Here is a 24,314-nt window from a genome sequence, read left to right on the forward strand (position 1 = left end):
CGCACGAACGCCGGGCTCAGAAGCTCCAGCGCACGCCGAGGCGGTACTGCTTCTGATCGCTGCCCATCTCGGCTTCGCCGACGATGCCCCAGCTGTCGTTGAACTTGATCAGGCCGCCCAGCGTGCCGCTGAACTCCTTGTCGTACATGTCGCCGTCGGTGTAGCTGGCCTTGACCCAACCTTCGAAGTTGCGCGCCAGCTGGCCGCGCAGACCGATCGAGGCGCGGTAGTCGTCGCCTTCGGCCTTGTTGTTGTCGAAGAAGCCCTGGTCGACTTCGAAACGGGTGCGCAGGAAGGCCACTTCGCCGTTCCACTCGACCCGGTCGCTGAGCTGGTGGGCGTAACCGGCGCCGGCATGCACCTGCTTGACGTCGGTACCGAATTCGAAAACGCGGCCGTAGCCTTCGACGTTGACGCCGAGCTTGTCGTCCTTGCCCTGGCTGTAGCCACCGAACACGTAGAACTTCTCGCCGACCGCGAACGAGCCGTTGATGAAGCCGCCGTTGGCGGTCATGTCGTCGACCGAGAAACCGGCGGGCAGCTGCGTCGGCAGCTCGACCTGGTTGCTGGCGAAGCCGGCTTCGACGTAGGTGTGGCTCAGCTTCTCGTAGGCGGAAGCCGAAGTGGAGGCGGCGGCCAGCGCGGCGGCCAGCGCGAGTTGCTTCTTCATAAGTCCCCTTGATCCTTGATGTGGTAAGCGTCCCGTTCCTCGGGAACGGCGGGGATGTTAATGAAAAAGTTACAAGCCGTCTCGGATTTTCGAGGGCCGGCACGTTTCGTGCGCGACGCAAGTGAGGTTTGTACCGGCTTGGGCCGGCGCGCGCGCCACGCGCGCTACGGATAAAGGCCGCAGCGGAAATGCCGCGGGCAAACAAAAGCCCCGCCGGAGCGGGGCTTCGTCGTCGCATCGGCGGCCGCGGGGCCGCGCAGCGACTTACTCCTTGGTGGCCTTCTTCGCCACGACCTTCTTGGCCGGCGCCTTGGCGACGGCGGTCTTGGCGGTCTTCTTGGCGGCCGGCGCGGCGGCGCTGCCGGTGGCCTTGGTCACGGCCTTGCGGGCGTTGCCGTAGCTGGAGTTGTAGCGCTTGCCCTTGGCGGTCTTGCGGTCGCCCTTACCCATGGTCGTGCTCCTGTAATCGTGATTTGCGGTCTTTCGAAATGATGGTCCGCGCAGGCCGCGAACGCCGCGGCCGGGTCGCGAAGCCCGGTGTCCGGCGCAGAAGGCCCGCGCGCGAGGCTGCGAAGCCTAGCACAAGCGCCCGGAACTCGGGTTCCACGCGGCCCGCAAAGGGCTCGGCGGGCGGGTGTGGGGACGCGCCGGAAACGGCAGGCCGGGGCGGCGCTCAGTGGGCGCAGCTGGCGTCGTGGACGTGGCCGTGGTTGAGCCGCAGGTTGGCCAGATGGGCCAGGCCGACCAGGGCGCCGCCGATGGTCATGGCGATGGCGTGCGGGACCAGGGAATGGTGCAGCGGGGCGTACAGCACGCCGACCCAGAGCAGGGCCAGGCCGGGCACCATCAGGCTCAGGGCGCGCAGGGCGTGGTGGCGGCGATAGCCGGAAATCACGCTGAAGCAGCCCAAGGCAGTGGCGAAGATCACGAACGCCAGCTCGAAGCTGTCGCCGAACCACGCCGCCAGCCCCAGCGAGGGCAGCACCGCGATCAGCAGCGGCAGGGCGGCGCAGTGCACCGCGCAGGCCAGCGAGCCGAAGGCGCCGATCCGGTCGAGCAGGCCGCGAAGGAATGCCGTCATGAGGGGGATGACTAATGGGATGGTTGTCAATCAGATTGCGTTACTTTATAACATTTCAACCTCCCCCGCCAGTTCAGAATCGGCTCTTTCATCATGTCCAACCCCATCGTGGCCTCTCCCCGCGCCCGCCGCAGCGCACTCGCTCTCGCCTTGTCCCTGGCCCTGCCGTTCGGCCAGGCCGCGGCCCAGGACGCCGCCTCCAATCCCAGCGACACCCGCCACGACAAGGCTACCAGCCTGGACGCGGTGGTCGTGACCGCCAGCCCGCTCAAGAGCAGCGCCGAAGACCTGGCCCAGCCGGTCGAAGTGCTGTCGGGCGAAAAGCTCGACGAAGCGCGCGGCAACACGCTCGGCGAAACCGTCGGCAAGCTGCCCGGCGTGCAGAGCTCCAACTTCGGCGCCGGCGTCGGCCGACCGATCATCCGCGGCCTGGAAGGCGCGCGCGTGGCGGTCATGAGCGGCGGCCTGGCGACCCAGGACGTGTCCACCGTCAGCCAAGACCACAACGTCGCGATCGAACCGTTCCTGGCCGACCAGATCGAAGTGCTCAAGGGCCCGGCCACCCTGCTCTACGGCAGCGGCGCGATCGGCGGCGTGGTCAACGTGGTCGACGGCCGCATCGCCGAAAAGCCGCTCGACGAAACCGTGTCCGGCCGCGCCGAGATCCGCCGCAGCACGGTCGACAGCGGCGTCACCGGCATGGCCCGCGTCGATGCCTCCGGCGCCGACGGCGCGCTGGTGCTGCACGCCGACGGCGTGTACCGCAACAAGGACGACTACGACACGCCGCTGGGCCGCCAGCGCAACAGCTTCGTCGACACCAAGACCGGCGCGCTCGGCGCGTCCTTGGTCGGCGACGCCGGCTTCCTGGGCTTCTCCGCCGCGCGCTACGAAGACAAGTACGGCAACCCGGGCGAGCCGGGCAACGCCGAGGAAGGCGAGTCGCCGGTGCACATCGACATGAAGCAGAACCGCTTCGAGCTCAAGGGCGGCATCAACCAGGAATTCGGCCTCTTCAGCGGCCTGCGCGCCAGCGTCGCCAAAACCGAATACGAACACACCGAATTCGAAGGCGCCGAGGTCGGCACGCGCTTCCTCAACGACGCCACCGAAGGCCGCTTCGAACTCACCCACAAGCCGCTGGCCGGCTGGACCGGCGCGATCGGCCTGCAGGGCTACGACCGCACCTTCCAGGCGATCGGCGAAGAGGCCTTCGTGCCGCGCACCAAGACCCGCGCCGGCGGCCTGTTCCTGACCGAACAGCGCGAGTGGGATGCGCTCAAGCTCGAGCTCGGCGCGCGCGTGGACAAGGTCAAGGTGACGCCGGACGGCGGCGACAAGCGCGACTTCACCCCGCTCAGCCTGTCGGCCGGCCTGCTGTGGAAGTTCAACGAAGCCTGGCGCCTGAGCCTCAACCTCGACCGCGCCGAACGCGCGCCGGCCGAGGAAGAACTGTTCGCGCACGGCCTGCACGCCGCCACCGCTTCGTTCGAGATCGGCGATCCGAACCTGCGCAAGGAACGCGCCGATCAGTTCGAGCTCGGCCTGCATTACCACGGCGCCAAGTTCGAGGCCAAGGTCGCCGCTTACCAGACCCGCTTCGACGGCTTCATCTACCTGGTCGATACCGGCGAGGTCGAGGAAGACAATCCGGTGCGCCAGTGGAGCCAGGCCGACGCCAAGTTCACCGGCTTCGAGGGCGAAGCCATCGCCCATGTGTTCGACGGCGCCGCCGGCAAGTTCGACGTGCGCGTGTTCGGCGACACCGTGCGCGCCAAGCTCGACCGCGGCGGCAACCTGCCGCGCATCGCGCCGGGCCGCTTCGGCGGCGAGCTGCGCTGGAACGCCGACAGCTGGCGCGCCTCGCTCGGCGCCACCCGCTACATGAAGCAGGACAAGGTGGCGGCGAACGAGACCCCGACCGACGGCTACACCCTGGTCGACGCGCACGTGGCCTATCACTGGGACGCCGGCAATCTGGGCTACGAGCTGTTCCTGGACGGCAACAACCTCACCGACCAGGTCGCGCGCGTGCACACCTCGTTCCTCAAGGACACCGTGGTGCTGCCGGGCCGCGGCGTGGACTTCGGCGTGCGGGTGTTCTTCTGACGAACGCGCGCTGAGCAACGCGCCAGCTGAAAATCGCGTCGGGCCAGCCCGGCGCGCGCATGGGTTCCGCGCGCGGAGCCGGGGCCGTCCTCTCTCCCGATCGCCGGTTCCCGACCGGCATCGCGGTCCCGCCTCCGCGCTTCTCCCGCGCTGGCGGTCCGACGCCTGCTCTCCGGATGCATGCCCTCCCGAACGCCGACCTTCGCGGTCGGCGTTTGCGGTCGCGGACGAATTAGGTGTATATACACACAATGACTGAACCCGCCGCCTCCGCCCAGCCCCCCAGCGTCTGCAGCTGCTTCCGCATGCGCAAACTCTCGCGGCTGATGAGCCAGCGCTACGACCAGGCGCTGGCGCCGGCCGGCGTCAACCTCAACCAATACTCGATCCTGCGCCGCACCGGCGGCCGCGGCCGGCCGCTGGGCGAGATCGCGCACGAGCTGGGCATGGACCGCAGCACCCTGAGCCGCGACCTCAAGCCGCTGAGCGCGGCCGGCTGGGTCGAATCGGCGCCGGGCGAGGACGCGCGCCAGCGGCTGTTGCGCATCACCGCCGCGGGGCGCGCGGTGGTCGAGCGGGCGATGCCGCTGTGGCGTCGGGCGCAGGACGAGATCGACCAAGGCCTGGGCGCGGACGGTATCGCTGCGCTGCATGCGCAGTTGGACCGGGCGATCGCGCAGTTGCAGGGCGAAGCGCCATGAGCGTCGGTGCACGGCCTTTGTGGGAGGGCCTTCAGGCCCGACGCTTTTCGCTCAGGCCGGAACGAAAAGCGTCGGGCCCGAAGGCCCTCCCACAACAGCGGGTCCGGCCTGCCTCGAGTCAAAAACATCGGGCCGAAGGCCCTCCCATAGCCGCAGATCCGGCCGGTCTTGAGCCAAAAACATCGGGACTGAAGGCCCTCCCACAACAGCGGGTCCGGCCTGTCTCGAGTCAAAAACATCGGGCCGAAGGCCCTCCCATAGCCGCAGATCCTGCCTGTCTTGAGCCAAAAACATCGGGCCTGAAGGCCCTCCTACAGCAGCAGATCCAGCTCGCTTTGAACCAACAGCGTCGGGCCTGAAGGCCCTCCACAACAGCGGGGTCGGCCTGTTCCGAGCCAGCCGCATCGGGCCCGAAAGCCCTCCCACCAAGAGCCCGCCATGACCCCCACCCCGCTCCCGGCGCCGACCAAGCCACCGTCCTACTGGCCGCTGCTGCTCGCCGCCACCGCGATGCTGCTGATCACCATGGGCATCCGCCAGTCGCAGGGCCTGCTGATCAAGCCGATCGGCCACAGCACCGGCCTGGGCATCGCCGAGATCAGCTTCGCCCTGGCCATCGGCCAGTTCGTCTGGGGCGCGGTGCAGCCGCTGTTCGGCGCGCTCGCCGACCAGCGCGGGCCGGGCCGGGTGTTGGTGTTCGGCGGCCTGCTGTTGATGGCCGGCATGGCGCTGACGCCGTTCGCGTCGTCGCAGTGGGGGCTGATGGTGACCCTCGGCGTGCTCGGCGCGGCCGGCGCGGGCGCGGGCAGCTTCTCGATCCTGATCGGGGCCACCGCCCAGCGCATCCCGGCGGAAAAGCGCTCGATGGCCGCGGGCGTGATCAACGCCGGCGGGTCGATGGGCCAGTTCCTGTTCGCGCCGCTGGTCCAGGCGGTGATCGCCGCGGCCGGCTGGATGGCGGCGATGTGGACCCTGGCGGTGGCCGCGCTGGCGACGCTGCCGCTGGCCTGGCCGCTGCGGCGCCGGCGCGAAGCCGCGACCGCGGTCACCAGCGCGAACGCTGCGGCGGACGGCATCGGCCTGCGCGAGCAACTGCGCATCGCCTTGCGCAATCCCAGCTACTGGATGCTGCACGTGGGCTTTTTCACCTGCGGCTTCCACATCGCCTTCCTGGTCACCCACCTGCCCGGCGAGATCGCGCTGTGCGGGCTGTCTGACAACGTCTCGGCGATGGCGCTGGGCCTGATCGGGCTGTTCAACGTCGCCGGCAGCCTCGCCGCCGGCTGGCTCGGCCAGCGCTGGCGGATGAAGTACCTGCTGGCCGGCATGTACGCCAGCCGCGCGGCGTTGATCGCGATCTATCTGATCTCGCCGCCGACGCCGCTGACCTTCTACCTGTTCGCCGCCGGCCTGGGCGTGACCTGGCTGGCGACGGTGCCGCCGACCGCGGGCCTGGTCGGCAAGCTGTTCGGCCCGCGCTACCTGGGCACGTTGTTCGGCCTGACCTTGCTGTCGCACCAGATCGGCGGCTTCTTCGGCGCCTGGCTCGGCGGTCTGGCGATGGCGAAGTTCGGCGCCTACACCTGGATGTGGTACGCCGACATCGTGCTCGCGCTGCTGGCCGCGGCGGCGAACCTGCCGATCCGCGAGGCCAAGCCGATGGCGCCGGCGCTGGCGGCCGCAGCGAAAGCCTGATGGCCTACCTGTAGGAGCGGCGCAAGCTGCGACCGCGAAACCGCAACCACGACGCAACCCCGTCAACAGGTTATTCGCCTGGACGAGGATTCCATCGATGTTGCGGATTCGCAGTCGCGGCTCGCGCCGCTCCTACAGGGAGCTTTCAGGCCTTAACGGCTTTGGCTTCGACGCAGTTCGCGCACATGCCGTGCACTTCCAGAGTCTGCGCCTGCGGCACGAAGCCCAGCGCGCGCGCGCGGGCTTCGAGCAGGTCGACGATGCGCTCGTCTTCCAGTTCGGTCGCCGACTGGCAGGTGTCGCAGATCAGGAACGGCACCGCGTGCTGGGCCGCGCCGGGATGGTGGCAGCCGACGAAGGCGTTGATCGAGGCCAGCTTGTGGATGAAGCCGTGCTCGAGCAGGAAATCCAGCGCGCGGTAGATCGTCGGCGGCGCCGCGGCGTCGTGGGTGGCCTTCATCTGGTCGAGCAGGTCGTAGGCCTTCATCGGCCTGCCCGCATCGGCGATCAGGCGCAGCGCGTGGGCGCGGATCGGCGTGAGCCGCAGCCCGCGCTGCTCGCAGGCCCGCTCCACCTCGTGCACGAAGCCGTCGCCGTCGTGGACGTGGTGTTGGGGATCGGTGCAGGCGGTGCTGGTGCTCATGGCGGGCTCCGGTGGCGGCGCGGCGGCTTTCGCTGGCCGAATTACGCAGGAATCTTAGTAAGGGCGGCGTCGATGCGTTGCAAGGCCTCGGCCTGGCCGGCCAGGTAGACCGTGTGCGAGATGTCCGGGCTGACCTGGGTGCCGGTGATGGCCACGCGCAGCGGCTGGGCGACCTTGCCCATGCCCAGGCCCAGGGCTTCGGCGGCCTCGTGCAGGGCCGCACCGACCGCGTCGGCGGTCCACGCCGGCAGCTGCGCCAGACGCGTGCGCGCCTCGGCCAGCGGCGCGCGCGCGGCGGCGTTGAGGTGCTTGGCCACCGCCGCCTCGTCGTACTGGGTCAGCGGACCGAACCACACCGCGGCGCGCTCGGCCATGTCCTTGAGCGTCTGCACGCGGTCGCGCAGCGCGATCACGATGTCGGCCGGCGCCGGGCCGGCGGCGAGGTCGTAGCCGTGCTGGCGCAGGTGCCACTCCAGATGCTTGCCCACCTCGGCCGGATCGTCGCTCTTGAGGTACTGCTGGTTCATCCAGCCCAGCTTGGCCTTGTCCAGGCGCGAGGCGCTGGAGTTGACGTCGGACAGCTGGAACAGCCGGGTCATCTCCTCGATCGAGAAGATCTCCTGATCGCCGTGCGACCAGCCCAGGCGGACCAGATAGTTCAGCAGCGCGTGCGGCAGATAGCCCTCGTCGCGGTACTGCATCACATCGGCCGCACCGGTGCGCTTGGACAGCTTGGCGCCCTCGGGGTCGAGGATCATCGGCAGATGGGCGAAATGCGGCACCGTCGCGCCCAGCGCGCGGTAGATGTTGATCTGGCGCGGCGTGTTGTTGACGTGGTCGTCGCCGCGCACGACATCGGTGATGGCCATGTCCAGGTCGTCGACCACGACCGCGAAGTTGTAGGTCGGGTAGCCGTCGGCGCGGAAGATCACCAGATCGTCGAGCTCGCTGTTGGCGATCTCGATCCGGCCCTTGACCTTGTCCTCGAACACCACCGTGCCGTCCAGCGGGTTCTTGAAGCGGATCACCCGGTTGGGATCCTCGCGATACGGCTCGTTGCGCTCGCGGTAGGCGCCGTTGTAGCGCGGCTTTTCCTTGGCCGCGAGCGCGGCGTTGCGCACGGTCTCCAGCTCGTCCTTGGTCTCGTAGGCGTAGTACGCAGTGCCCGCGGCGACCATCTGCTCGGCCACCTCGCGGTAACGGTCCAGGCGCTGGGTCTGGTAGATCGGGCCCTCGTCGTAGCTCAGGCCGAGCCAGTCCATCGCCTCCAGGATCGCGTCGATCGCCGCCTGGGTGCTGCGCTCGCGGTCGGTGTCCTCGATGCGCAGGACGAACTGCCCGCCCGCGCGGCGCGCTTCCAGCCAGCAATACAGGGCGGTGCGGGCGCCGCCGATGTGCAGGTAGCCGGTGGGACTGGGGGCGAAGCGGGTGCGGGTCATGCGCGGGCTCGGGTGGATCGGAGGGAGACCGGGGATTTTAACGGATGCGGGGCCGCCGGGTTTTGCGGGCCCGGCCGGGGGCCGAAAGCCGCCCCGCGCAGCCCGCACGGGCCTTGCGGGCGAAACGCCATAAACTAGGCCGATGACCACGCTCTTCATCTCCGACCTGCACCTGGACGCCGAACGCCCGCAGATCACCGAGCTGTTCGGCCGTTTCGTCCGCGACGAAGCCCGCGGCGCCGACGCGCTGTACATCCTGGGCGACCTGTTCGAGGCCTGGGTCGGCGACGACGACCCGGCCGAGACCGGCGCCTTCGTCGCGCGCGAACTCAAGGCGCTGGCCGATTCGGGCGTGCCGGTGCATTTCATCCGCGGCAACCGCGACTTCCTGCTCGGCCGCGACTACGCTGCGCGCGCCGGCATGCGCCTGCTGCCGGATCCGAGCGTGATCGTGCTGTACGGCCAGCCGGTGCTGATCGGCCACGGCGACCTGCTGTGCACCGACGATGTCGCCTACCAGCAGTTCCGCGCCCAGACCCGCCACCCGCTGTGGCAGGCCCAGTTCCTGGCCCAGCCGCTGGCCGCCCGCCTCGCCTTCGCCCAGCAGGCGCGCGCGGCGAGCAAGGCGCACCAGGCCGGGCTCAAGGACGCCGGGCGCATGGAAACCATCACCGACGTCGCCCCGGTCACGGTCGAGGAAACCTTCGTGCGCTACGGCGTGGACACGATGATCCACGGCCACACCCATCGCCCTGCGATCCACGCGCTCGACGCCGGCGGCCGCCCGCGCAAGCGCGTGGTGCTCGGCGATTGGTACGAGCAGGGTTCGGTGCTGCGAGTGGATCGCGACGGCATGCGCCTGCAGACGCTGGACTGATTCGGCGGGATAGCCGGTTGCGTCGTGTGTGCGGTGCCGCGGTCGCGGCTTGCGCCGCTCCTACAGGGGCTGCGTCCGGCATTCGCGAACGGCCGCATCAATTCGCTCAAAAACCCGCATGGCCTACCTGTAGGAGCGGCGCGAGCCGCGACCGCGGGGTAGCCGGTTGCCTCGTATCGGCGGTGTCGCGGTCGCGGCTCGCGCCGCTCCTGCAGTCGCTACGCCCCGCGTTCGATGCGTCCGCCACAAAAACGAACGCCCGCGGCAACGCGGGCGTTCGTTTGTCCGGCGCCCTCGCGGGCGCGGACCACTTCGATCAGAACTTCACTTCCGCCGTCACGAACAGCTGCCGCGGCGCGCCCGACTGCAAGGTGTAATTCAGGCCCTTCGGATCCGAGGCGACGAAGCCGTTGGTGCCGATGCTGCCGAAGTATTCCTTGTCGAACAGATTGGTCGCGTTCAACTGCAGCTTGAACGCATCGGCCCAGGACAGCTGCTTCCACTCGTACGACGCCGACGCGTCGACCACCCAGAACCCGTCGACCTTGGAGTCGTTGAGGTAGGTCAGGTAGCGCTTGTCGGTGTACTTGGCGCCCAGTTGCAGCGACAGGCCGTCTCGCTCCCAGCGCAGCTCGGTCGCGTACAGGCGCTTGGGCGCGTCGACCACCTGCTTGCCGCGGGTGCGCACCAGGGTGGTGCCGTCGAGATAATCCGACTCGTACTGCGAATCGTTGAACGCCAACGAGTGATACCAGGTCAGCCCGGCGATCGGCTTCCACTGCACGGTGATCTCGGCGCCGCGGCTTTCCACATCGCCGACGTTGGCGAAGCTCGACGCGCAGCCGACGATGCCGGCGCAACGCGCGATCGCCAGCAGGCGGTTCTCGAAGTTGACCCGGTACACCGCCACCGAGGCTTCGATCTGGTCGCGGCTGGTGCGCAGGCCGGCTTCGAAGGTCTTGGAGCTTTCCGGTTCCAGCGAACCCACCGCCGCGTTGAACGCCGCCTGCGAGGTCGAATGCGGACCGTTGACGCCGGTGCGGAACGCCGACAGGTTCTCGCTGTAGGAGCCGAAGATTTCCTCGTGCTCGCTGAGCTGCCAGCGCGCGCCCAGCTGCGGCAGGAAGTTGTCTTCCGACACCAGCTTGCCGCTGGCGCGGCTGGCGCCGCCGATCAGGGTCTTGCCGTCGGTCTCCACGCGCAGGCCCTTGAAGCCCGCGTCCACGGCCAGGCGGCCGTCGGCGAACTCCATGTGGTCGAGCACGTAGTACATGCGCGTGTCGGTGTCGAAGCGCTGGCGGAACACGCGCTCGGACGGGTTGCGGTAGAAGAAGATGTCGTTCGGCGGCTCGGTCGCCTTGAGGTCGTAGAAATTGCGCTGCACGCCGTGGTCGTTCTTCTCCAGCCACAGGCCGGCCTGCAGGCGGTGGTTGCCGAGCTGCCAGCTCAGGCTCGGCATGAAGCCGGTGCGCTCGATGTCGTATTCGGTGGTGCGCATGCGCAACGGCACCGTCGGCGACTTCGAATACGGCGTGGCCCAATGGCCCTGGCCTTCGTTGGTGTGGTAGTAGACGGTGGCCGCCAGGGTCACGTCGGGCGAGGCGTTCCACTCGGCGCTCAGATACACCAGATCGTCGTCGCGCACGCCGCGGGCGATGTAGTAGGCATCGTCCAGGCTGGTGACGCCGCCGCGGAACACGCCGTTGGCCGCGTCGATGGCGCGCTGCCAGTCCTTGGCGTAGTTGTCCCAGTCCATGCCCAGACGCTTGGCCGATTCCAGCGACAAATCCGCGTAGTCGGTTTCGCGGCGGCGCGAGGAGTCGGCGTAACCGGTGATCTTGAAGTCTTCGCCGGCGTAGACGAACTTGCCGTTGAACTGGGTGCCGCGCTGCGGGCCGTCGCCCTTCCACTTGTCGGTGGTGTGGTAGACGCCGCTCAGATACGCGCTGAAGCCGTTGTGGTCGCCGGTGTCCAGGCGCACGAAGCTGCGGCTGGTCGAATCGCTGCCCAGGGTCTGGGCCAGGCGCACGCCGAACTCGGAAGCCGGATCGGAGCTGAAGAAACGCAAGGTGCCGCCGAGGTTGCCCGACGACGCGGTGTCGATCGCGCCCGAACCCTGCGACAGCTCGGCGCCGGACAGGTTCTCGGAGGTGATCGCGCGGCCGATGTGCAGGCCGTTGTGGTTGCCGTAGCTCATGTCGCCCAGCGGCACGCCGTCGAGGGTGAAGCCGAGCTGCTGCTGCGAGAAGCCGCGGATGCTGAGCTTGCTCGACCACTCGTAATTGCCCCACGGATCGGAGCTCTGGAAGTGCACGCCCGGCAGCTTGGCCATCACCTTGAGCGGGTTGGTGCCGGCGGCTTCGCGCTGCAGTTCGGCGCGGCCCAGCGCCTGCACCTGGCGGGTCTGGCCGGTGCCGACCACCGACACCGCGTCGAGCGTGGTGGCGTCGCGGCCGGCATCGGCGGTGGCGTCGGCGGGCGCGGCATCGGCCGCAGGCGCTTCGGCGGCGAAGGTGTGGCCCGCATGCAGGCACAGCAGGATCGAGGCGGCGAGGAGCGTCGTCTTCGTCGTCATGGGACTTCCGATTTTTATGGGGGACCGCCACTGGCGCGATCCCTCGCGTCATTCGCTCCGGGCGGCAAGGAGCGAAGGCCGGAAGTCTGTTCTGGACGTGTGAAAGGCGTATTTCAGATCGGCGTCATTTGATGGATTCGGCGCGGATCGTGTGCGCGGGGTGTCATCGCCGGCGCAGGCGCGGTCGCAAGATTCGGCGCTGTGTGACGTTGTCTATCGTCGTTGGCCGGCGAAATGGCGGCGCGCGGGCGTATACGTTTACACGTCATGCAGCCGTCTGACGGCGCGCAGACGCGTCTACTCGGTGACGCCGACCGACAATCCGACGACTTTTCCTTCGCGCAAGTAGTAGCGATAAATCATGCCGTCGTCCCGCCCACGCGTGAGGAATTCGATTTCCTCGACTCGCTGTCCCAGCAGCCGCATCGGGCCGCGACGCAGCCAGTGCCGGCTTTTCGCCGCCTTGACCGCAGCGTCGGCGGGGCTGCCCAGCGTCACGCCGAACAACTCCACTGCGGCCAGCGATTCGGTCCTCCCGGCCACCGCGCGCGGCGGGCCGAAGGACAGCACCAGCATTTCATCGATGATGCGATAGAACGGCGCCGCATCCATGTCGCTGGCCAACCGCAGCCAGCGATCCGACCCGGCGTCGCGGTACCAGCGGTACTGCATGCCGTTTTCCACCGAGACCCAGCCTGGGCCGTAAGCGCGTACCAGTTCGCTTTGATCGTAAACCGTGGAGCCGGAGTCGCTCTTGGTCGCTCTCTTGCTTTGGTCATAGACCCTGGCGACGAAGTCGCCCTTGGCGAAGCTCTCGGCCACATACTGCCGCTGTCGCGCCACGGCCGCGCCGGCCACGCAGCACATCAAGGCCAGCGCCCACAGAGCATCGCGCGCGAACTTGCGCCAGGCGCGTTCGCGCAGGAAGGAAGGTCCGACGATCGATTCGTTGCGCTGCGCGTCCATCCGTTGTTCCGGTTCGTCCTTGATGGGGCCGCCGCTGCCGATACGGCAGCGGCAGTATCGCGCAAGCAGGCGATGCCAGGAACGGCTCGCCGGCGACGCACCCGGACACCTGCCCGGATGCGACGCCGGCGCCCGCACATCAGAACGCCTGCCCGGTCGGCTTGCCCGGTGGCGGCGCCAGCTTGTACCCCGCCGGCGGCTTGTGCCCGCCCAGATGCTCGACGAAGTAATCCCACATCCGCCTCGTGTAATACGCGTCGTTGCGGAACAGCTCGTGGTTCTGGTTCGGCAGGTACAGCAGGTCGAAGTCCTTGTTGGCTCGGATCAGCGCCGCGGAGAACTGCAGGGTCACCGCCGGCAGCGCGTTCTCGTCGAGATCGCCGATCACCAGCATCAGCTTGCCCTGCAGCTTGTCGGCCAGCGCCGCGTTGTCGAGCGGACGATAGTTGTTCGGCACCGCGCCGGGCGTAGGCTGGACGCGGCGGCCGTCGCCGTAGTCCGGCGGCCCGGCGAGCAGCCGTTCCAGGCCGTTGACACCGCCGCCGTACATGCCCTGGTAGTTGTGCGGGCCGGCCGAGGACACCGCGACCTTGTAGACATCCGGCCGGTGCAGCATCGCCCGGGTGGAGACGTAGCCGCCGAAGGAATGGCCGTAGACGCCGACGCGGCCGAGGTCGATGCCGGGAAAACGCTGCGCGAGTTGCTCGATCGCCGCGACATGGTCGTCGATCTGCGGATCGGCGAAGTCGCCGAAGCTGACGTCGTGGAACGCCTGCGAGCGGCCCGGCGTGCCGCGCGCGTCGATGGTGATCACCACGAAGCCCAGCCGCGCCAGAGCCGAGCGCGAGATCGGATTGGTGGTGGCCGCGGCGTCGACGAAGTCGACCGGCGCGTTGTTGATCTGCGGCCCCCCGTAGAACGCGTCGATCACCGGGTACTGCTTGGGCTTGGCCTTGTCCTTGGCGTAGTCCGGCGGGAAATAGGCCGTGGCCCAGATCTCGCTGCGGCCGTCCGCGGCGGTGAACTTGAGCCGCTGCGGCGGCACCCAGCCGGCGGCGCGCACCGCGCTGTCGTCGGCGCGTTCGAGCTCCATCGCCACCGCGCCGTCGCGGGTGGAGCGCAGCACCGTGCGCGGCGCGGCGTCGAGGGTGGAATAGCTGTCGACCACATAAGCGCTGTCGGGCGAGAGCGGAGCGTTCGGCGGGCCGCCGAGGATCGCGCTGGCGCCGGTCTCGATGGCGTGGTCGGCCGCTTCCGGCGTCAGCAAGGTCGGCTCGCCGCCGTCGAGCGACACCCGGTACAGCCGGCGCTGATACGGATCGCCGGGCTCGCGTCCGCCGGCGGTGAACAACAGCTCCCCGCGTTTTTCGTCGACGCCGACGACGTCGCGCACCAGCCACGGCCCCGAGGTGATGCGGCGGACCAGGCGTCCGTCGTCCAGACCGTAAAGATAGAGATGGCCCCAACCGTCGCGCTCGGAGAACCACACGATCTGCTTGCGCGCGCCGAGCACCGCTACCGCCGGGCGGCTGTAGAGGAAATCGTTGAGCTGGATGCGGGTGTCGGAGCGTTCTTCCAGCAGCGCGCGGGTGTTGCCGCTGTCGAGGTCGATCTCGGTCAGCTGCATCCGCGCCGGGCGGTCGTAGCGCGCGATCGGCGCGTACACGCGGCGGCCGTCGGCCGACCAGCCCAGCACATCGGATTCGATCGCGTGGTTCCAACCGGCCGGGATCGCGATGCGGCGCACCTTGGCGGCCGCGACATCGATGGAGTACCACTCGTCGCGCGCGGCATCCGCCTCGCCCAGCAAGCCCAGGCGAATGTCGTAGACCTTGGGCCGCCAGCCGTCGTCCGGCGCCATCGCCACCATCGGATAGGGTTTGACCTTGCGCTCGTCGTAGCGGGTGCCGAACACGCGCTTGCCGTCGGGCGACCAGCTCACCGTCATCGGCGGGGTCTTCCATTTGCCCTGCTGCCGCGGCACCGCGTGCAGGGCGAAATCCGGCAGCACGCCATAGCCGTAATGCGCTTCGCCGTCGCGGGTGAGCTGGCGTTCGCCGCCGCTGCGCAGGTCGCGCAGCCACAGGTTGTGCTCGCGCACCAGCAAGGCGCGCTCGCCGTCGGGCGACGGCAGCCACAGCGGATCGGCCGCGGCCACAGTGGAAGTTTTGCAGTTGTACGCCGACAGATCGCACGACCACGTCGTCGCGCCGGCGACGAAGCGCGCGTGCAGCGCGCCGTTTTCGATCCGCACGGACACCGGCGCCAAGGCGGCGTCGGTCGCAGGCGCGTTCGTAGCGGCGGCCAACGCCGCGCGCAGACGCGCCGGATCGAACAACGGCTCGCGGCTGCGCTTGGCCGGATCGATCAACACATACTCGGCGCCGGCCGCGCCATCGCGGCGATACCAGAAGCGGCCGTCGGCGAGCCAGTTCGGGTCGACCGTGGCGTTGCGCACTTTGCCCTTGAGGTTGTAGTCCAGCACTTTCTCGGCGCGGGCGTAATCGTCCGCGCCGGGGCCGGCGGCCGGCGCGTGCAACGGCGCGCAGGCCAACAGCGATGCGGCGAACAGCGGAATCGTCGGTCTCACAGCGTCCCCCTTCCTGGTCTGTGGAAGGGCGACCTTGGCATATCCGCCGGGGCGGCGCTTTGCGCGCGAGGGTGGCGGCGTGATGCGGCGCAGCGAGCGCGCGCAGATGTGTTTTTTTGTGGGCGCTTTTGTTGGAGGGATTTCAGTCCCGATGCTGTTGTGCCCGCTCGCGGCGATCTGAGCCGAAAGCGTCGGGACTGAAGTCCCTCCTACAAAAGCAAAAGCGGGTCAGTCGCGCGGGCCGGCGAAAGCCTCGAGCATGCGCAGCTCTTCGTCGTCGAAGCCGGCCTCGCTGCGCGCCGGGAAATTGAACGGCCCGTACAACACCGCGCGGGCGTACTCGGCCAGCAGCTCGCGGAAGCGCGGATGCGGATCGACGCCGGCGCGCTCGCAATACCAGCGGAACCAGCGCGAGCCGGCGGCGACGTGGCCGACTTCCTCGCGCAGGATGGTTTCCAGGATCGCGACGGTGGCGGTGTCGCCGATCGAGCGCAGCTTGACGATCATGCCCGGGGTCACGTCGAGCCCGCGCGCTTCCAGCACCCGCGGCACCAGCGCCATGCGCGCCAGGCCGTCATGGGCGGTCTTCTCGGCCATTTCCCACAGGCCGTTGTGGGCATCGAAATCGCCGTAGTCGTAACCCAGCGCCTGCAGGCGGCCGCGCAGCAGCTGGAAATGGCGCGCCTCGTCGTTGGCCACGCCGACCCAGTCGGCATAGAACTGCGCCGGCAGGCCGCGGAAGCGGTAGACCGCGTCCCAGCCCAGGTCGATGGCGTTGAACTCGATGTGGGCGATGGCGTGGACGAAGGCGGCGCGGCCTTCTGCGGTGCCGAAGCCGCGCTTGGGCAGTTCGCGCGGATGCACCAATGCCGGCTTGGTCGGCCGGCCGGGCATGCGGATCGGCTCGGGCGCCGGCGCATCGGCTGGCGTCGCCAGTTCGCCGCGCGCGAACGCCTGCGCGCAGGCGAAGGTCAGTTCGACCTTGGCCTGCGGCGTGGCGGCGTCGAGGCAGGCACGGGCGGCGTCGAACAGGGTGGCTGGGGTGGCGATCATGCGGGCAGCGGCGGGCTTGGGCGGAGGGCGACGACGCGGGCTCGCGAGATCGCCTCGCTCGCTTCATCCCCCGTCATTCCGGCGAAAGCCGGAATCCATTTTGATTTTGCTTGTGCGCTTGCGCTTGCGCTTGGCGACAGCAACAGCAACAGCAAGATCAAAATGGATTCCGGCTTTCGCCGGAATGACGGGGTTGGGGGGTATCCGAAGCCCGGGATCTAGCGCGGATACGGCGGATGTGGCGGACGCGGCGGCGTAAGCCGAGACGAAAGCCGCGCCGCGCTCACGAAGCGCGGCGGGTCTTCTTGGCGTCGTCCGAGCGCATCTGCTGGATACGTTCGAAATAGCCCGGCTCCACGCCGGTCACGTATTCGCCGTTGAAGCAGGACGAATCGAAATGGTCGATGCGGTGCTTGGGCCCGGACACCGCCTGCTCCAGCGCGTCCAGATCCTGGTAGATCAGCCAGTCGCAGCCCAGCAGTTCCTGCACCTGATCGTCGGTGCGGCCGTGCGCGACCAGTTCCTCGGCCGAGGGCATGTCGATGCCGTAGATGTTCGGATGCCGCACCGCCGGCGCCGCCGAAGCGAGATAAACCTTGCGCGCGCCGGCGTCGCGCGCCATCTGCACGATCTGGCGCGAGGTGGTGCCGCGCACGATCGAGTCGTCCACCAGCAGCACCACGCGGTTGCGGAACTCCAGCGGAATCGGGTTGAGCTTGCGCCGTACCGATTTGGCCCGCTCGCCCTGCCCCGGCATGATGAAGGTGCGGCCGACGTAGCGGTTCTTGATGAAGCCTTCGCGGTACTTCACGCCCAGGGTGTTGGCGATTTCCAGGGCCGAGTCGCGCGAGGTGTCGGGAATCGGGATGACCACGTCGATGTCGTGGTCCGGACGCAGGCGCAGGATCTTCTCGCCCAGGGTCTGGCCCATGCGCATGCGCGCCTTGTGCACCGAGACGTCGTCCATCATCGAGTCGGGACGGGCGAAGTAGACGTATTCGAAGATGCACGGGGTGTGCGTGCGCACTTCCGCGCACTGCTTGGTGAACAGCTCGCCGCGCGCGGTGACCACGATGCCCTCGCCCGGGCGCACGTCGCGCACGCGCTCGAAGCCGAGCAGGTCCAGCGCCACCGATTCGGAGGCGATGGCGTATTCGTCCTGGCCGCCGCTGCGGCGCTTGCCCAGCACCAGCGGGCGGATGCCATGCGGGTCGCGGAACGCGACCAGGCCCAGGCCGAGCACGGTGGCGACCACTGCGTAGCCGCCGATGCAGCGGCGGTGCACGCCCTCGATCGCAGCGAACGCAGCCTCCGGGGTCAGCGCGCGCTGGCGGTCGAGCTCGTGCGCGAACACGTTGAGCAGCACTTCCGAGTCGGACTCGGTGTTGACGTTGCGGCGATCCTGCTCGAACACCTCGCGGCGCAAGGTGTCGGTGTTGATCAGGTTGCCGTTGTGGGCCAGCGCGATGCCGAACGGCGAGTTGACGTAGAACGGCTGGGCCTCGTCGGAGCCTTCGCTGCCGGCGGTGGGATAGCGGCAGTGGCCGATGCCGACGCGGCCTTCGAGCAGGCGCATGGAGGCCTCGTCGAACACGTCGCTGACCAGGCCGTTGCCCTTGTGCACGCGCAGGCGCGCGCCGTCGGCGGTGGCGATGCCGGCCGCGTCCTGGCCGCGATGCTGCAGCACCGTGAGTCCGTCGTAGAGCTGAGCGGCGACATCCGTGTTGCCGACGATTCCGAGAATGCCGCACATAGCGCTGGTCCTGCCTGTCGTGTCGCGTGGGGACGCGTGATGAGTCGTGAAGCCGCCGTGGTGGGCCGCGGCGCCGGGCGGGTCGCGGCCGGGGCTGCGATCCGCAGGCCGGCCGAAACGACGATCGCGGCGCGCGACCGGGCGCGCGTCGCGGCGGCGATTATCGCCCGAGGCGGCCGCCAATGCAGTGATGGCGGCGAACGCGGACGCGAAACAGCGGGTTAGGTATGCCCGCACATGGCGGCGCGGGCGCGGGTTTGCAAGCCGCCGCGCGCGCCGCCGGGGCGCGCGCCGGCGTCTCAGCGCACGTAGGCGTCGTCGTTGTTGGCGTCGACCGGGCGGCCATCGTCGCGGATCCGGCCGGCTTCGGCGCCGCGCGGCGCGCGTGCGCCGTCGCCGTGACGGGCCGGCGGCGCCTGCTGCGGCAACAGATCGCGCATAGCGCCGGGGAGCAGATCGGTGAACCCGCCGACACCGCCGCCGCCGCCGCGCGAGCGCGACTGCGGTTCGGGCAAGGCCTCGGGCTGCACCTGGGCCGGGTCGCCGCCCATACCCTGCCCGCCGGACAACCCGCCCAGCGGATTGGGCAGGCCGCCGAAACCGCCGGTCAGGCCGCTGCCGGTCGACTTCATCTTGCCCTTGAGGTTCTTTTCGACCTGCCCGGCCTCGGCCTGCACGGTCTCCTGCAGCGAGCCGCCGCGGCCTTCCAGGTCGACCTTGCGCGCGATCGCGTCGGGCAGCGCGCTGCGCATGAGGTGGGCGCCCGGCATCAGCAGCTTGGCCACGCTCGACTCGCGCCAGGTGCGCTCGCGCGGCAGCGTGCTCATGGCCAGCACCACCAGCAGCGCGCAGGCGAAGATCAGCCCGCGCAGGGTGCCCAGGCCCAGGCCCATCAGCCGGTCCATCTCCGACAGGCCGTAGGAGTGGGCGACGGTGCGGATCACCCAGCCCAGGATGCTCACGGTGAGCCAGATCGCGGCGAAGCACAGGGTGTAGCCGCCGATGTAGGAACCCCAGCTCACGCCGCTGTCGCTGAGCCCGCGGGCGACTTCGCCGCCGAACAGGAACGCGCCCAGCCCGGCCAGCAGCCAGGCCCCCAGCGATACCGCCACGCCGATCAGGCCGCGCGCCATGCCCAACAGGGCCGACAGCGCCACGATCAGCAGCAAGCCCCAGTCCAGAGCCGTCATTTCGCCTTACTCCCTAGCGTTTGCGGCCGCCGTCGCCTGGCAGCCGGTTGCGGTCGCGTCGCGCCCGTGGGTCACGGGTGCGGCTTGACCAGCGCGTCGCCGATGCCGAGCTTGGCCGCGACCTGGCCCTTGAGCTTGTCGGCGTCGGCGCGATTGACCACCGGACCGATGCGCACGCGGTTGAGCGTGCCCTTGTCGGTGCGGACCTGTTCGACGAATGCGCTGAAACCGGCCGCGCGGGCGCGGTCGCGCAGTTTGTTGGCTTCCTCGGCGTTGCCGAAGGCGCCGAGCTGGACCGCGAAGCCGGTGCCGGCGGCGGCGGGCTTGGCCGGTTCGGGCTTGGCGGGAGCGGGTTTGGCAGGCTCGGGCTTGGCTGCGGCGACCGGCTTGGTTTCGGCCGGCTTGGCGGTGGGCTTGGTTTCGGCCGGCTTGGTTTCAGCCGGCTTGGCCGCGACCGGTTTGGCTGGTTCGGGCTTCGCGGGCTTGGGGAGCTCCGGCGGGAGCGCCGCGGGCTTGGTTGGCTTGGCCGGCGCAGGCGCCGGGCCCGAGGCCAGGTCGGCGGCGTTGAGCACGACCACCTTGGCGTTGATGTCGTTGCGCACCTTGGTCGAATTCAGGCGCGCGGCTTCGGCGTCGGCCTGGGTCGCGAACGGGCCGATGCGCACGCGGTAGACGGTGCGGCCGTTGGCGCCGGCCGCGGTTTCCTGATAGCCCGGCAGGCGCGCGCCCTGCAGCGCGGCGATGACCCGGTCGGCGTCGCCGGCGCTGGCGTAGCTGCCGAAGCTCACCGCGTAATCGCCGCCGGCGGTGGCGGCCGGCTGCATGCCCTGGCGGCCGGCGGCGGTGTCCACCGTCGGCAGGGTCTGGCCGTTGCCGGCCGGCGCGGCGCCGTTGGGCTCGGGCTGCGGACGTTCCATGCCGACCATGCCGCTCGAAGGCGCATCGCCCGGGGTCACCAGGGGCAGCTCGCGGGTTTCGGTCTGACCGCCCTGCGGCTGGTCGGGCAGGGTCAGCGGCACATCGGAGGCGCCGCTTTCGGGCGCCGGGCCCTTGATCAGCATGGGCAGGAAGATCACCGCCAGTGCGATCAACACCAACGCACCGATCAATCGCTGTTTCAGGGCAGGTTCCATCGCTACTCAGTCGCTCGCTGGCCGGGGTGCCGTGCGAATTATACCTCCGGCCGGCACCCCGGCCGGGGACCGGCGGCGCGGTCCGGTTAGGCGTTCAGAAAAACGCGCTGCGCATCGGGTGCGTTTGCGGGATGAAAACAGGCCGCTGATGTGGGTGGGAGAGCCTTCAGGCCCGATGCTTTCCTGCCCGATCGCCTCGACCTGACAGGAAAGCATCGGGCCTGAAGGCCCTCCCACAAGCGCATCGCGCTTTCGCGGCTGAAAGGCCGGCGACGGGCTTACTCGTCGGCGAGCGCCTGCAAGGCCTCGGCCGCGGTATGGAACGAGCCGAACACCAGAATGCGTTCGCCCTCGCCCGCCGCCGCGCGCGCCGCGGCCAGAGCCTCGGCGACGCTGGCGTGGCGCTGCCCGGCTGCGGCGGCGGTGTCGCTCAAGCGCTGCGCGAACGCGTCCACCGTCACCCCGCGCGGGCCGCTCAGGCCGGCCAGATGCCAGGCGTCGATGCGCTCGCCCAGGGCCGCGACCACGCCGGCCGCGTCCTTGTCGCCGAGCGCGGCGAACACCGCACGGGTCGGCCGCGGCGGCTGCGCGTCGAGCCATGCGGCCAGTTCGCGCGCGGCCTGCGGGTTGTGGCCGACGTCGACCAGGATCTCGGCGCCGCCGCGTTCGAACCGCTGCAAGCGGCCGGCCACGCGCGCCTGCGTCACGCCCTTGGCCAGCGCCGCCTCGCTCGGCGCCGTCTCCAGCGCGCGCAGCGCGGCGATCGCCACCGCGGCGTTGCGCATCTGCACCGGCGCGGCCAGGGCCGGGCGCGGCAGTTCGGCCTCGTAACCGACCTCGCGCCAGCTCCAGCGCGCCGCGTCGTCCGCCGCCGGGGCGAAGAAGAAATCGCAGCCCGCGCGCACCGCCGAAGCGCCGATCAGATACGCATGGCGCAACACGCTCGACGGCGGATCGTCGTCGCCGAGCACCAGCGGCTTGAAGCCGCGGGCGATGCCGGCCTTCTCGAAGCCGATGCTCTCGCGGTCGTCGCCGAGGTAGTCCTGATGGTCGAGGTCGACCGTGGTGATCACCGCCACGTCGGCATCGACGAGGTTGGTCGCGTCCAGCCGCCCGCCCAGGCCCACTTCCAGGATCGCCAGATCCAGCCCGGCGCGCTCGAACAGCCACAGCGCGGCCAGGGTGCCGTATTCGAAATAGGTCAGCGCGGTCTCGCCGCGCGCGGCCTCGATGGCCTCGAACGCTTCGACGATGTCGGCATCGGCCGCATCCGCGCCGTCGATGCGGATGCGCTCGTTGTAGGCCAACAGGTGCGGCGAGGTGTAGGCGCCGACCCGGCGCCCGTCGGCACGGGCGATGGCCTCGATGAAGGCGACCGTGGAGCCCTTGCCGTTGGTGCCGCCGACGGTGACCACCTCGCGGCCGGGGCAGGTCAAGCCCAGGCGCTGATGGACTTCGCGGATGCGCTCGAGCCCCATGTCGATGGACTTGGGGTGGATGCGTTCGATGTAGGAGAGCCAGTCGGCGAGGGAGCGGGTTTGCATGCGGCTATTGTCGCCGATCTGGGCGCATCGGGCGACGCAAGCCGCCGCGGAACGCCCCCTGTAGGAGCGACGCGAGTCGCGACCGCGAAAACGCAGCTATTGCGTCGGCCCGTCGTAGTTGCGAATTCGCGGTCGCGGCTTGCGCCGCTCCTACACTCGGACACGAACCATCGCGTTTTCGTCGCTACGCAATGCTGCGATGGCGCTAGGCCGGTTCGGTGGATTTCCGGCTTCGCCCGGAATCGCCACGCCCGGAATCCGCCGGCGCCGGCGTGCGTCGCCACACCGGCCGGGGCGCATCGTCCGCGTCCGCCGGCGCGGCGCCGCCCGGCTGCGGGCCGATCGGACGCAGTTGCGGCTGCCGATCCGGCGCCGGCACGTTCACCGGCAACTCTTTCGGCAACGGCTGGCCAGGCTGCTGCCGCGGCCAGCGTCGCAGTTGCTTCTCCCACTTGGCGCAGGCCGCCGCGTCGCCGTCGCACAGCGTGCGGCTGGCCCAGAACGATTTTTCGCCGTCGCTGACCAGGCGCTGGCGCACCAGCGCCGGTGCGGCGGCGTCGCCGGCGATGGTCAGCAGCCAGCGGAAACGCTGCCCCGCCTCAGTCAGCTGATACGCCGGCCAGCCCAGCACGCCGCCGGGAATCGGCCGGCCTTCGGCGCGCACGCGCGCACTCAAGGCCTGCGCTGTGCCCGGCTGCATCGACAACGGATCGGGCTGATAACCGTCGAGGCTGCCGTCGCGCGCGGCGGGGACCGCGGGCACTTGCAGCAAGGGCCACAGTTGGTCCCATTCGATCTGCGCCTTGGCCTGATATTCGACGAACTCGCGCGCGCTCGGCGCCTGGAAATCGACCGGCACCCGCGCCCGCGATGGCACCGCGACGCCAGCGCGCAATTCCGGCGTGAGCCGCCAGCTGCGCGCGGCATCGATCGCGGCGAGATCGAACGCGGTATAGCCCGAATCGCGTTCGATCCATATCTGCTGGACCACGCCGCAACGGTCGAGGTCCAGCACCAGCGTGGCGGTGCCGGACGCGCCGTAGATCTCGAGCGGAAACGCCGGCGCCGCGCGCGTGGCGACGCCGGGCGGGCAGTCCGCCGGCATCGCCCCGCCTTCGCCGGGCAGCACTGTCTGCGCCGAGGCGCTCGGTGCGAACGCGCACGCGGCCGTAGCGAGCCAGGTGGTCAACACGATACGCAGTGGTTTCACAATGCCCCGCCAATCGCGCCGCGTCCCGCGGCGGCGGCTATTGGAACACAGCCATACGGCATCGATCGGCCGCTCGCCCATCGGGCCAAGCTCAGCGCTTGCCGTCGCGCAAACCCGGCGGCGGCGACGGCGGCGGCGGTTTCGGCGTCTGCGGTTTGGCCGACACGCGCAGGAACTCTTCGAGCTTGGCGCAATCGCCGTCCGGCGCGCGCGCCGCACAGATCGAACTGGTCACCCAGAACGCCTTCTCGCCGTCGCTCACCAGGCGCATGCGCACGATCGCCGGCGAGAACACGAAGCCGCGTTCGAATACGTCCCAGTTGGAAATATCGAAGACGTCGTCGCTGACGTAACGGTCGACGCCGCCCTCCTGCGATTCCAGCCGCCGTTCGCTTTTGAGCTGGCGCAGGATTTCGTCGAAACCGCCGCGCATCGGCTGCGGATCGGGCAGATAGCCGGGCATCGTGCCGTCGGCGTTCAGCGCGGCCTTGGGCACCTGCATGCGCTTCCAGCCCGCGTACATCGCCTCGACGCTGGGCAGCTTGCCCTTGCCGCCTGCGGCGGCGGCAGACGGCGCGGCGGCGGCTGCGGCCGAATCGTCCTGGAACTGGATCGGCACCCGCACCCGCGACGGCACCGGCTTGCCGTCCTTGATTTCGGGACTCAGCCGCCAGGTCTTGGCCGCATCGATGCCGGATTGATCGAACGCGGCCACACCGGTGCTGTGCTCGACGTGCACCTGGGTGACCTGGCCGCAGTGATCCAGCGACAGCACCAGCACCAGCGCCGGCGGCGCGGGCTGGCCCTTCATCTCTGGCGGATACACCGGCGGCTGCCGGGGCGTCGCCGGCGGCGGCGCGCACGGCTCGGACGGCGACGAAGACGGCCGCGATCCGGGCGGGCCGACTTGAAACGGATTGGCCTGGATCCGCGACAGCTGGCTCGCCGTCGGCGTGCCGGGATCGCGTACCAGGGTCACCGGCTGCGCCTGTACGCAAACGCCGGCAGACAGCGCCAACGCCACGACTGCAGCCGTGGCGCGCGCGAGAACGCGTGGATCGATCATGTTGCCCCCTGAAGGCGCC

At 69.6% G+C, this 24,314-nt stretch carries 21 protein-coding genes and 1 pseudogene; 5 read left to right on the forward strand and 17 right to left on the reverse strand.

The genetic code is table 11. The features are described 5' to 3' along the window. Positions 1-16: 16 nt before the first annotated feature. The 3 genes from BLU84_RS05605 to BLU84_RS05615 form a co-directional block, all read right to left on the reverse strand. Entirely contained in the window at positions 17-670 is a 654-nt protein-coding gene (locus BLU84_RS05605; protein ID WP_074863822.1) for a hypothetical protein, read from the reverse strand. A gap of 264 nt (positions 671-934) precedes the next feature. Continuing rightward, positions 935-1,120: a 30S ribosomal protein THX gene (locus BLU84_RS05610; RefSeq protein WP_057946712.1), complete on the reverse strand. Its 186-nt coding sequence runs from the start codon at positions 1,118-1,120 to the stop codon at positions 935-937. A 223-nt stretch (positions 1,121-1,343) separates the two neighbouring features. After that, positions 1,344-1,760: a MerC domain-containing protein gene (locus BLU84_RS05615; RefSeq protein ID WP_074864669.1), complete on the reverse strand. Its 417-nt coding sequence runs from the start codon at positions 1,758-1,760 to the stop codon at positions 1,344-1,346. An 84-nt stretch (positions 1,761-1,844) separates the two neighbouring features. Here BLU84_RS05615 and BLU84_RS05620 point away from each other — a divergent pair, with 84 nt between their 5' ends. The 4 genes from BLU84_RS05620 to BLU84_RS05630 all read left to right on the forward strand — a co-directional run bounded on the left by BLU84_RS05620 (position 1,845) and on the right by BLU84_RS05630 (position 6,256). Beyond that, entirely contained in the window at positions 1,845-3,860 is a 2,016-nt protein-coding gene (locus BLU84_RS05620) for a TonB-dependent receptor (protein WP_074863824.1), read from the forward strand. A 305-nt stretch (positions 3,861-4,165) separates the two neighbouring features. Then, positions 4,166-4,561 (forward strand): MarR family winged helix-turn-helix transcriptional regulator, encoded by a 396-nt coding sequence (locus BLU84_RS05625; protein ID WP_233431079.1) that lies wholly within the window; start codon positions 4,166-4,168, stop codon positions 4,559-4,561. After that, positions 4,512-4,733, forward strand: coding sequence for a DUF6053 domain-containing protein (locus BLU84_RS28265; RefSeq protein WP_425479327.1), 222 nt, complete (start codon positions 4,512-4,514; stop codon positions 4,731-4,733). Before BLU84_RS05625 ends, BLU84_RS28265 begins: the two co-directional genes overlap by 50 nt. A 266-nt stretch (positions 4,734-4,999) precedes the next feature. After that, on the forward strand, positions 5,000-6,256 hold the full coding sequence (locus BLU84_RS05630; RefSeq protein WP_074863828.1) for an MFS transporter: 1,257 nt from the start codon (positions 5,000-5,002) through the stop codon (positions 6,254-6,256). A 145-nt stretch (positions 6,257-6,401) separates the two neighbouring features. Here the strand turns inward: BLU84_RS05630 and BLU84_RS05635 are convergent, their stop codons facing one another. After that, positions 6,402-6,899: a transcriptional repressor gene (locus BLU84_RS05635; protein ID WP_074863830.1), complete on the reverse strand. Its 498-nt coding sequence runs from the start codon at positions 6,897-6,899 to the stop codon at positions 6,402-6,404. 41 nt (positions 6,900-6,940) lie between these two features. Further along, a complete protein-coding gene (gene gltX / locus BLU84_RS05640) occupies positions 6,941-8,338 on the reverse strand; it encodes a glutamate--tRNA ligase (RefSeq protein ID WP_074863832.1) in 1,398 nt (465 codons plus the stop codon). A 142-nt stretch (positions 8,339-8,480) separates the two neighbouring features. Here gltX and lpxH point away from each other — a divergent pair, with 142 nt between their 5' ends. Then, on the forward strand, positions 8,481-9,215 hold the full coding sequence (gene lpxH / locus BLU84_RS05645; protein ID WP_074863834.1) for a UDP-2,3-diacylglucosamine diphosphatase: 735 nt from the start codon (positions 8,481-8,483) through the stop codon (positions 9,213-9,215). 316 nt (positions 9,216-9,531) lie between these two features. Here lpxH and BLU84_RS05650 read toward each other — a convergent pair whose 3' ends face one another. From BLU84_RS05650 to BLU84_RS05695, 12 genes and pseudogenes are all read right to left on the reverse strand, one after another. After that, positions 9,532-11,790: a TonB-dependent receptor gene (locus BLU84_RS05650; protein WP_074863836.1), complete on the reverse strand. Its 2,259-nt coding sequence runs from the start codon at positions 11,788-11,790 to the stop codon at positions 9,532-9,534. A 297-nt stretch (positions 11,791-12,087) separates the two neighbouring features. Beyond that, on the reverse strand, positions 12,088-12,756 hold the full coding sequence (locus BLU84_RS05655; RefSeq protein ID WP_074863839.1) for a hypothetical protein: 669 nt from the start codon (positions 12,754-12,756) through the stop codon (positions 12,088-12,090). A gap of 139 nt (positions 12,757-12,895) precedes the next feature. Then, complete coding sequence (locus BLU84_RS05660) at positions 12,896-15,346, reverse strand: S9 family peptidase (protein ID WP_074863842.1); 2,451 nt, start codon at positions 15,344-15,346, stop codon at positions 12,896-12,898. A gap of 135 nt (positions 15,347-15,481) precedes the next feature. Further along, positions 15,482-15,547 (reverse strand): annotated as a pseudogene (locus tag BLU84_RS28270) (DUF6053 domain-containing protein); the annotation flags it as partial. Between the two features lie 27 nt (positions 15,548-15,574). Beyond that, on the reverse strand, positions 15,575-16,399 hold the full coding sequence (locus BLU84_RS05665; protein ID WP_074863845.1) for a ferritin-like domain-containing protein: 825 nt from the start codon (positions 16,397-16,399) through the stop codon (positions 15,575-15,577). A gap of 283 nt (positions 16,400-16,682) precedes the next feature. Further along, the gene (gene purF, locus BLU84_RS05670) at positions 16,683-18,152 is read right to left on the reverse strand and encodes an amidophosphoribosyltransferase (RefSeq protein ID WP_074863847.1); all 1,470 of its coding nucleotides are present in this window, start codon (positions 18,150-18,152) and stop codon (positions 16,683-16,685) included. 299 nt (positions 18,153-18,451) lie between these two features. Beyond that, positions 18,452-19,342 (reverse strand): CvpA family protein, encoded by an 891-nt coding sequence (locus tag BLU84_RS05675; protein ID WP_074863849.1) that lies wholly within the window; start codon positions 19,340-19,342, stop codon positions 18,452-18,454. Between the two features lie 71 nt (positions 19,343-19,413). After that, the gene (locus tag BLU84_RS05680; protein ID WP_074863851.1) at positions 19,414-20,475 is read right to left on the reverse strand and encodes an SPOR domain-containing protein; all 1,062 of its coding nucleotides are present in this window, start codon (positions 20,473-20,475) and stop codon (positions 19,414-19,416) included. Positions 20,476-20,481: 6 nt separating this feature from the next. Then, positions 20,482-20,712 carry a DUF6053 domain-containing protein gene (locus BLU84_RS28275; protein WP_484502531.1) on the reverse strand — a complete coding sequence of 77 codons (231 nt, stop codon included), beginning with the start codon at positions 20,710-20,712 and terminating at the stop codon, positions 20,482-20,484. Between the two features lie 41 nt (positions 20,713-20,753). Next, entirely contained in the window at positions 20,754-22,019 is a 1,266-nt protein-coding gene (gene folC, locus BLU84_RS05685; RefSeq protein WP_074863854.1) for a bifunctional tetrahydrofolate synthase/dihydrofolate synthase, read from the reverse strand. Between the two features lie 205 nt (positions 22,020-22,224). Then, positions 22,225-23,229 carry an energy transducer TonB gene (locus BLU84_RS05690; protein ID WP_170849096.1) on the reverse strand — a complete coding sequence of 335 codons (1,005 nt, stop codon included), beginning with the start codon at positions 23,227-23,229 and terminating at the stop codon, positions 22,225-22,227. 91 nt (positions 23,230-23,320) lie between these two features. After that, complete coding sequence (locus BLU84_RS05695; RefSeq protein ID WP_170849097.1) at positions 23,321-24,208, reverse strand: TonB family protein; 888 nt, start codon at positions 24,206-24,208, stop codon at positions 23,321-23,323. Between the last annotated feature and the right edge of the window lie 106 nt (positions 24,209-24,314).

Source organism: Lysobacter enzymogenes, from assembly GCF_900106525.1.
Lineage (GTDB): Bacteria > Pseudomonadota > Gammaproteobacteria > Xanthomonadales > Xanthomonadaceae > Lysobacter > Lysobacter enzymogenes.

Bases quoted from the DNA above. Each gene is read 5' to 3' on its own strand.
- BLU84_RS05605 (WP_074863822.1), bottom strand. From the start codon at position 670: ATGAAGAAGCAACTCGCGCTGGCCGCCGCGCTGGCCGCCGCCTCCACT.
- BLU84_RS05610 (WP_057946712.1), bottom strand. From the start codon at position 1,120: ATGGGTAAGGGCGACCGCAAGACCGCCAAGGGCAAGCGCTACAACTCC.
- BLU84_RS05620 (WP_074863824.1), top strand. From the start codon at position 1,845: ATGTCCAACCCCATCGTGGCCTCTCCCCGCGCCCGCCGCAGCGCACTC.
- BLU84_RS05625 (WP_233431079.1), top strand. From the start codon at position 4,166: ATGCGCAAACTCTCGCGGCTGATGAGCCAGCGCTACGACCAGGCGCTG.
- BLU84_RS28265 (WP_425479327.1), top strand. From the start codon at position 4,512: ATGCGCAGTTGGACCGGGCGATCGCGCAGTTGCAGGGCGAAGCGCCAT.
- BLU84_RS05630 (WP_074863828.1), top strand. From the start codon at position 5,000: ATGACCCCCACCCCGCTCCCGGCGCCGACCAAGCCACCGTCCTACTGG.
- BLU84_RS05635 (WP_074863830.1), bottom strand. From the start codon at position 6,899: ATGAGCACCAGCACCGCCTGCACCGATCCCCAACACCACGTCCACGAC.
- gltX (WP_074863832.1), bottom strand. From the start codon at position 8,338: ATGACCCGCACCCGCTTCGCCCCCAGTCCCACCGGCTACCTGCACATC.
- lpxH (WP_074863834.1), top strand. From the start codon at position 8,481: ATGACCACGCTCTTCATCTCCGACCTGCACCTGGACGCCGAACGCCCG.
- BLU84_RS05650 (WP_074863836.1), bottom strand. From the start codon at position 11,790: ATGACGACGAAGACGACGCTCCTCGCCGCCTCGATCCTGCTGTGCCTG.
- BLU84_RS05655 (WP_074863839.1), bottom strand. From the start codon at position 12,756: ATGGACGCGCAGCGCAACGAATCGATCGTCGGACCTTCCTTCCTGCGC.
- BLU84_RS05665 (WP_074863845.1), bottom strand. From the start codon at position 16,399: ATGATCGCCACCCCAGCCACCCTGTTCGACGCCGCCCGTGCCTGCCTC.
- purF (WP_074863847.1), bottom strand. From the start codon at position 18,152: ATGTGCGGCATTCTCGGAATCGTCGGCAACACGGATGTCGCCGCTCAG.
- BLU84_RS05675 (WP_074863849.1), bottom strand. From the start codon at position 19,342: ATGACGGCTCTGGACTGGGGCTTGCTGCTGATCGTGGCGCTGTCGGCC.
- BLU84_RS05680 (WP_074863851.1), bottom strand. From the start codon at position 20,475: ATGGAACCTGCCCTGAAACAGCGATTGATCGGTGCGTTGGTGTTGATC.
- folC (WP_074863854.1), bottom strand. From the start codon at position 22,019: ATGCAAACCCGCTCCCTCGCCGACTGGCTCTCCTACATCGAACGCATC.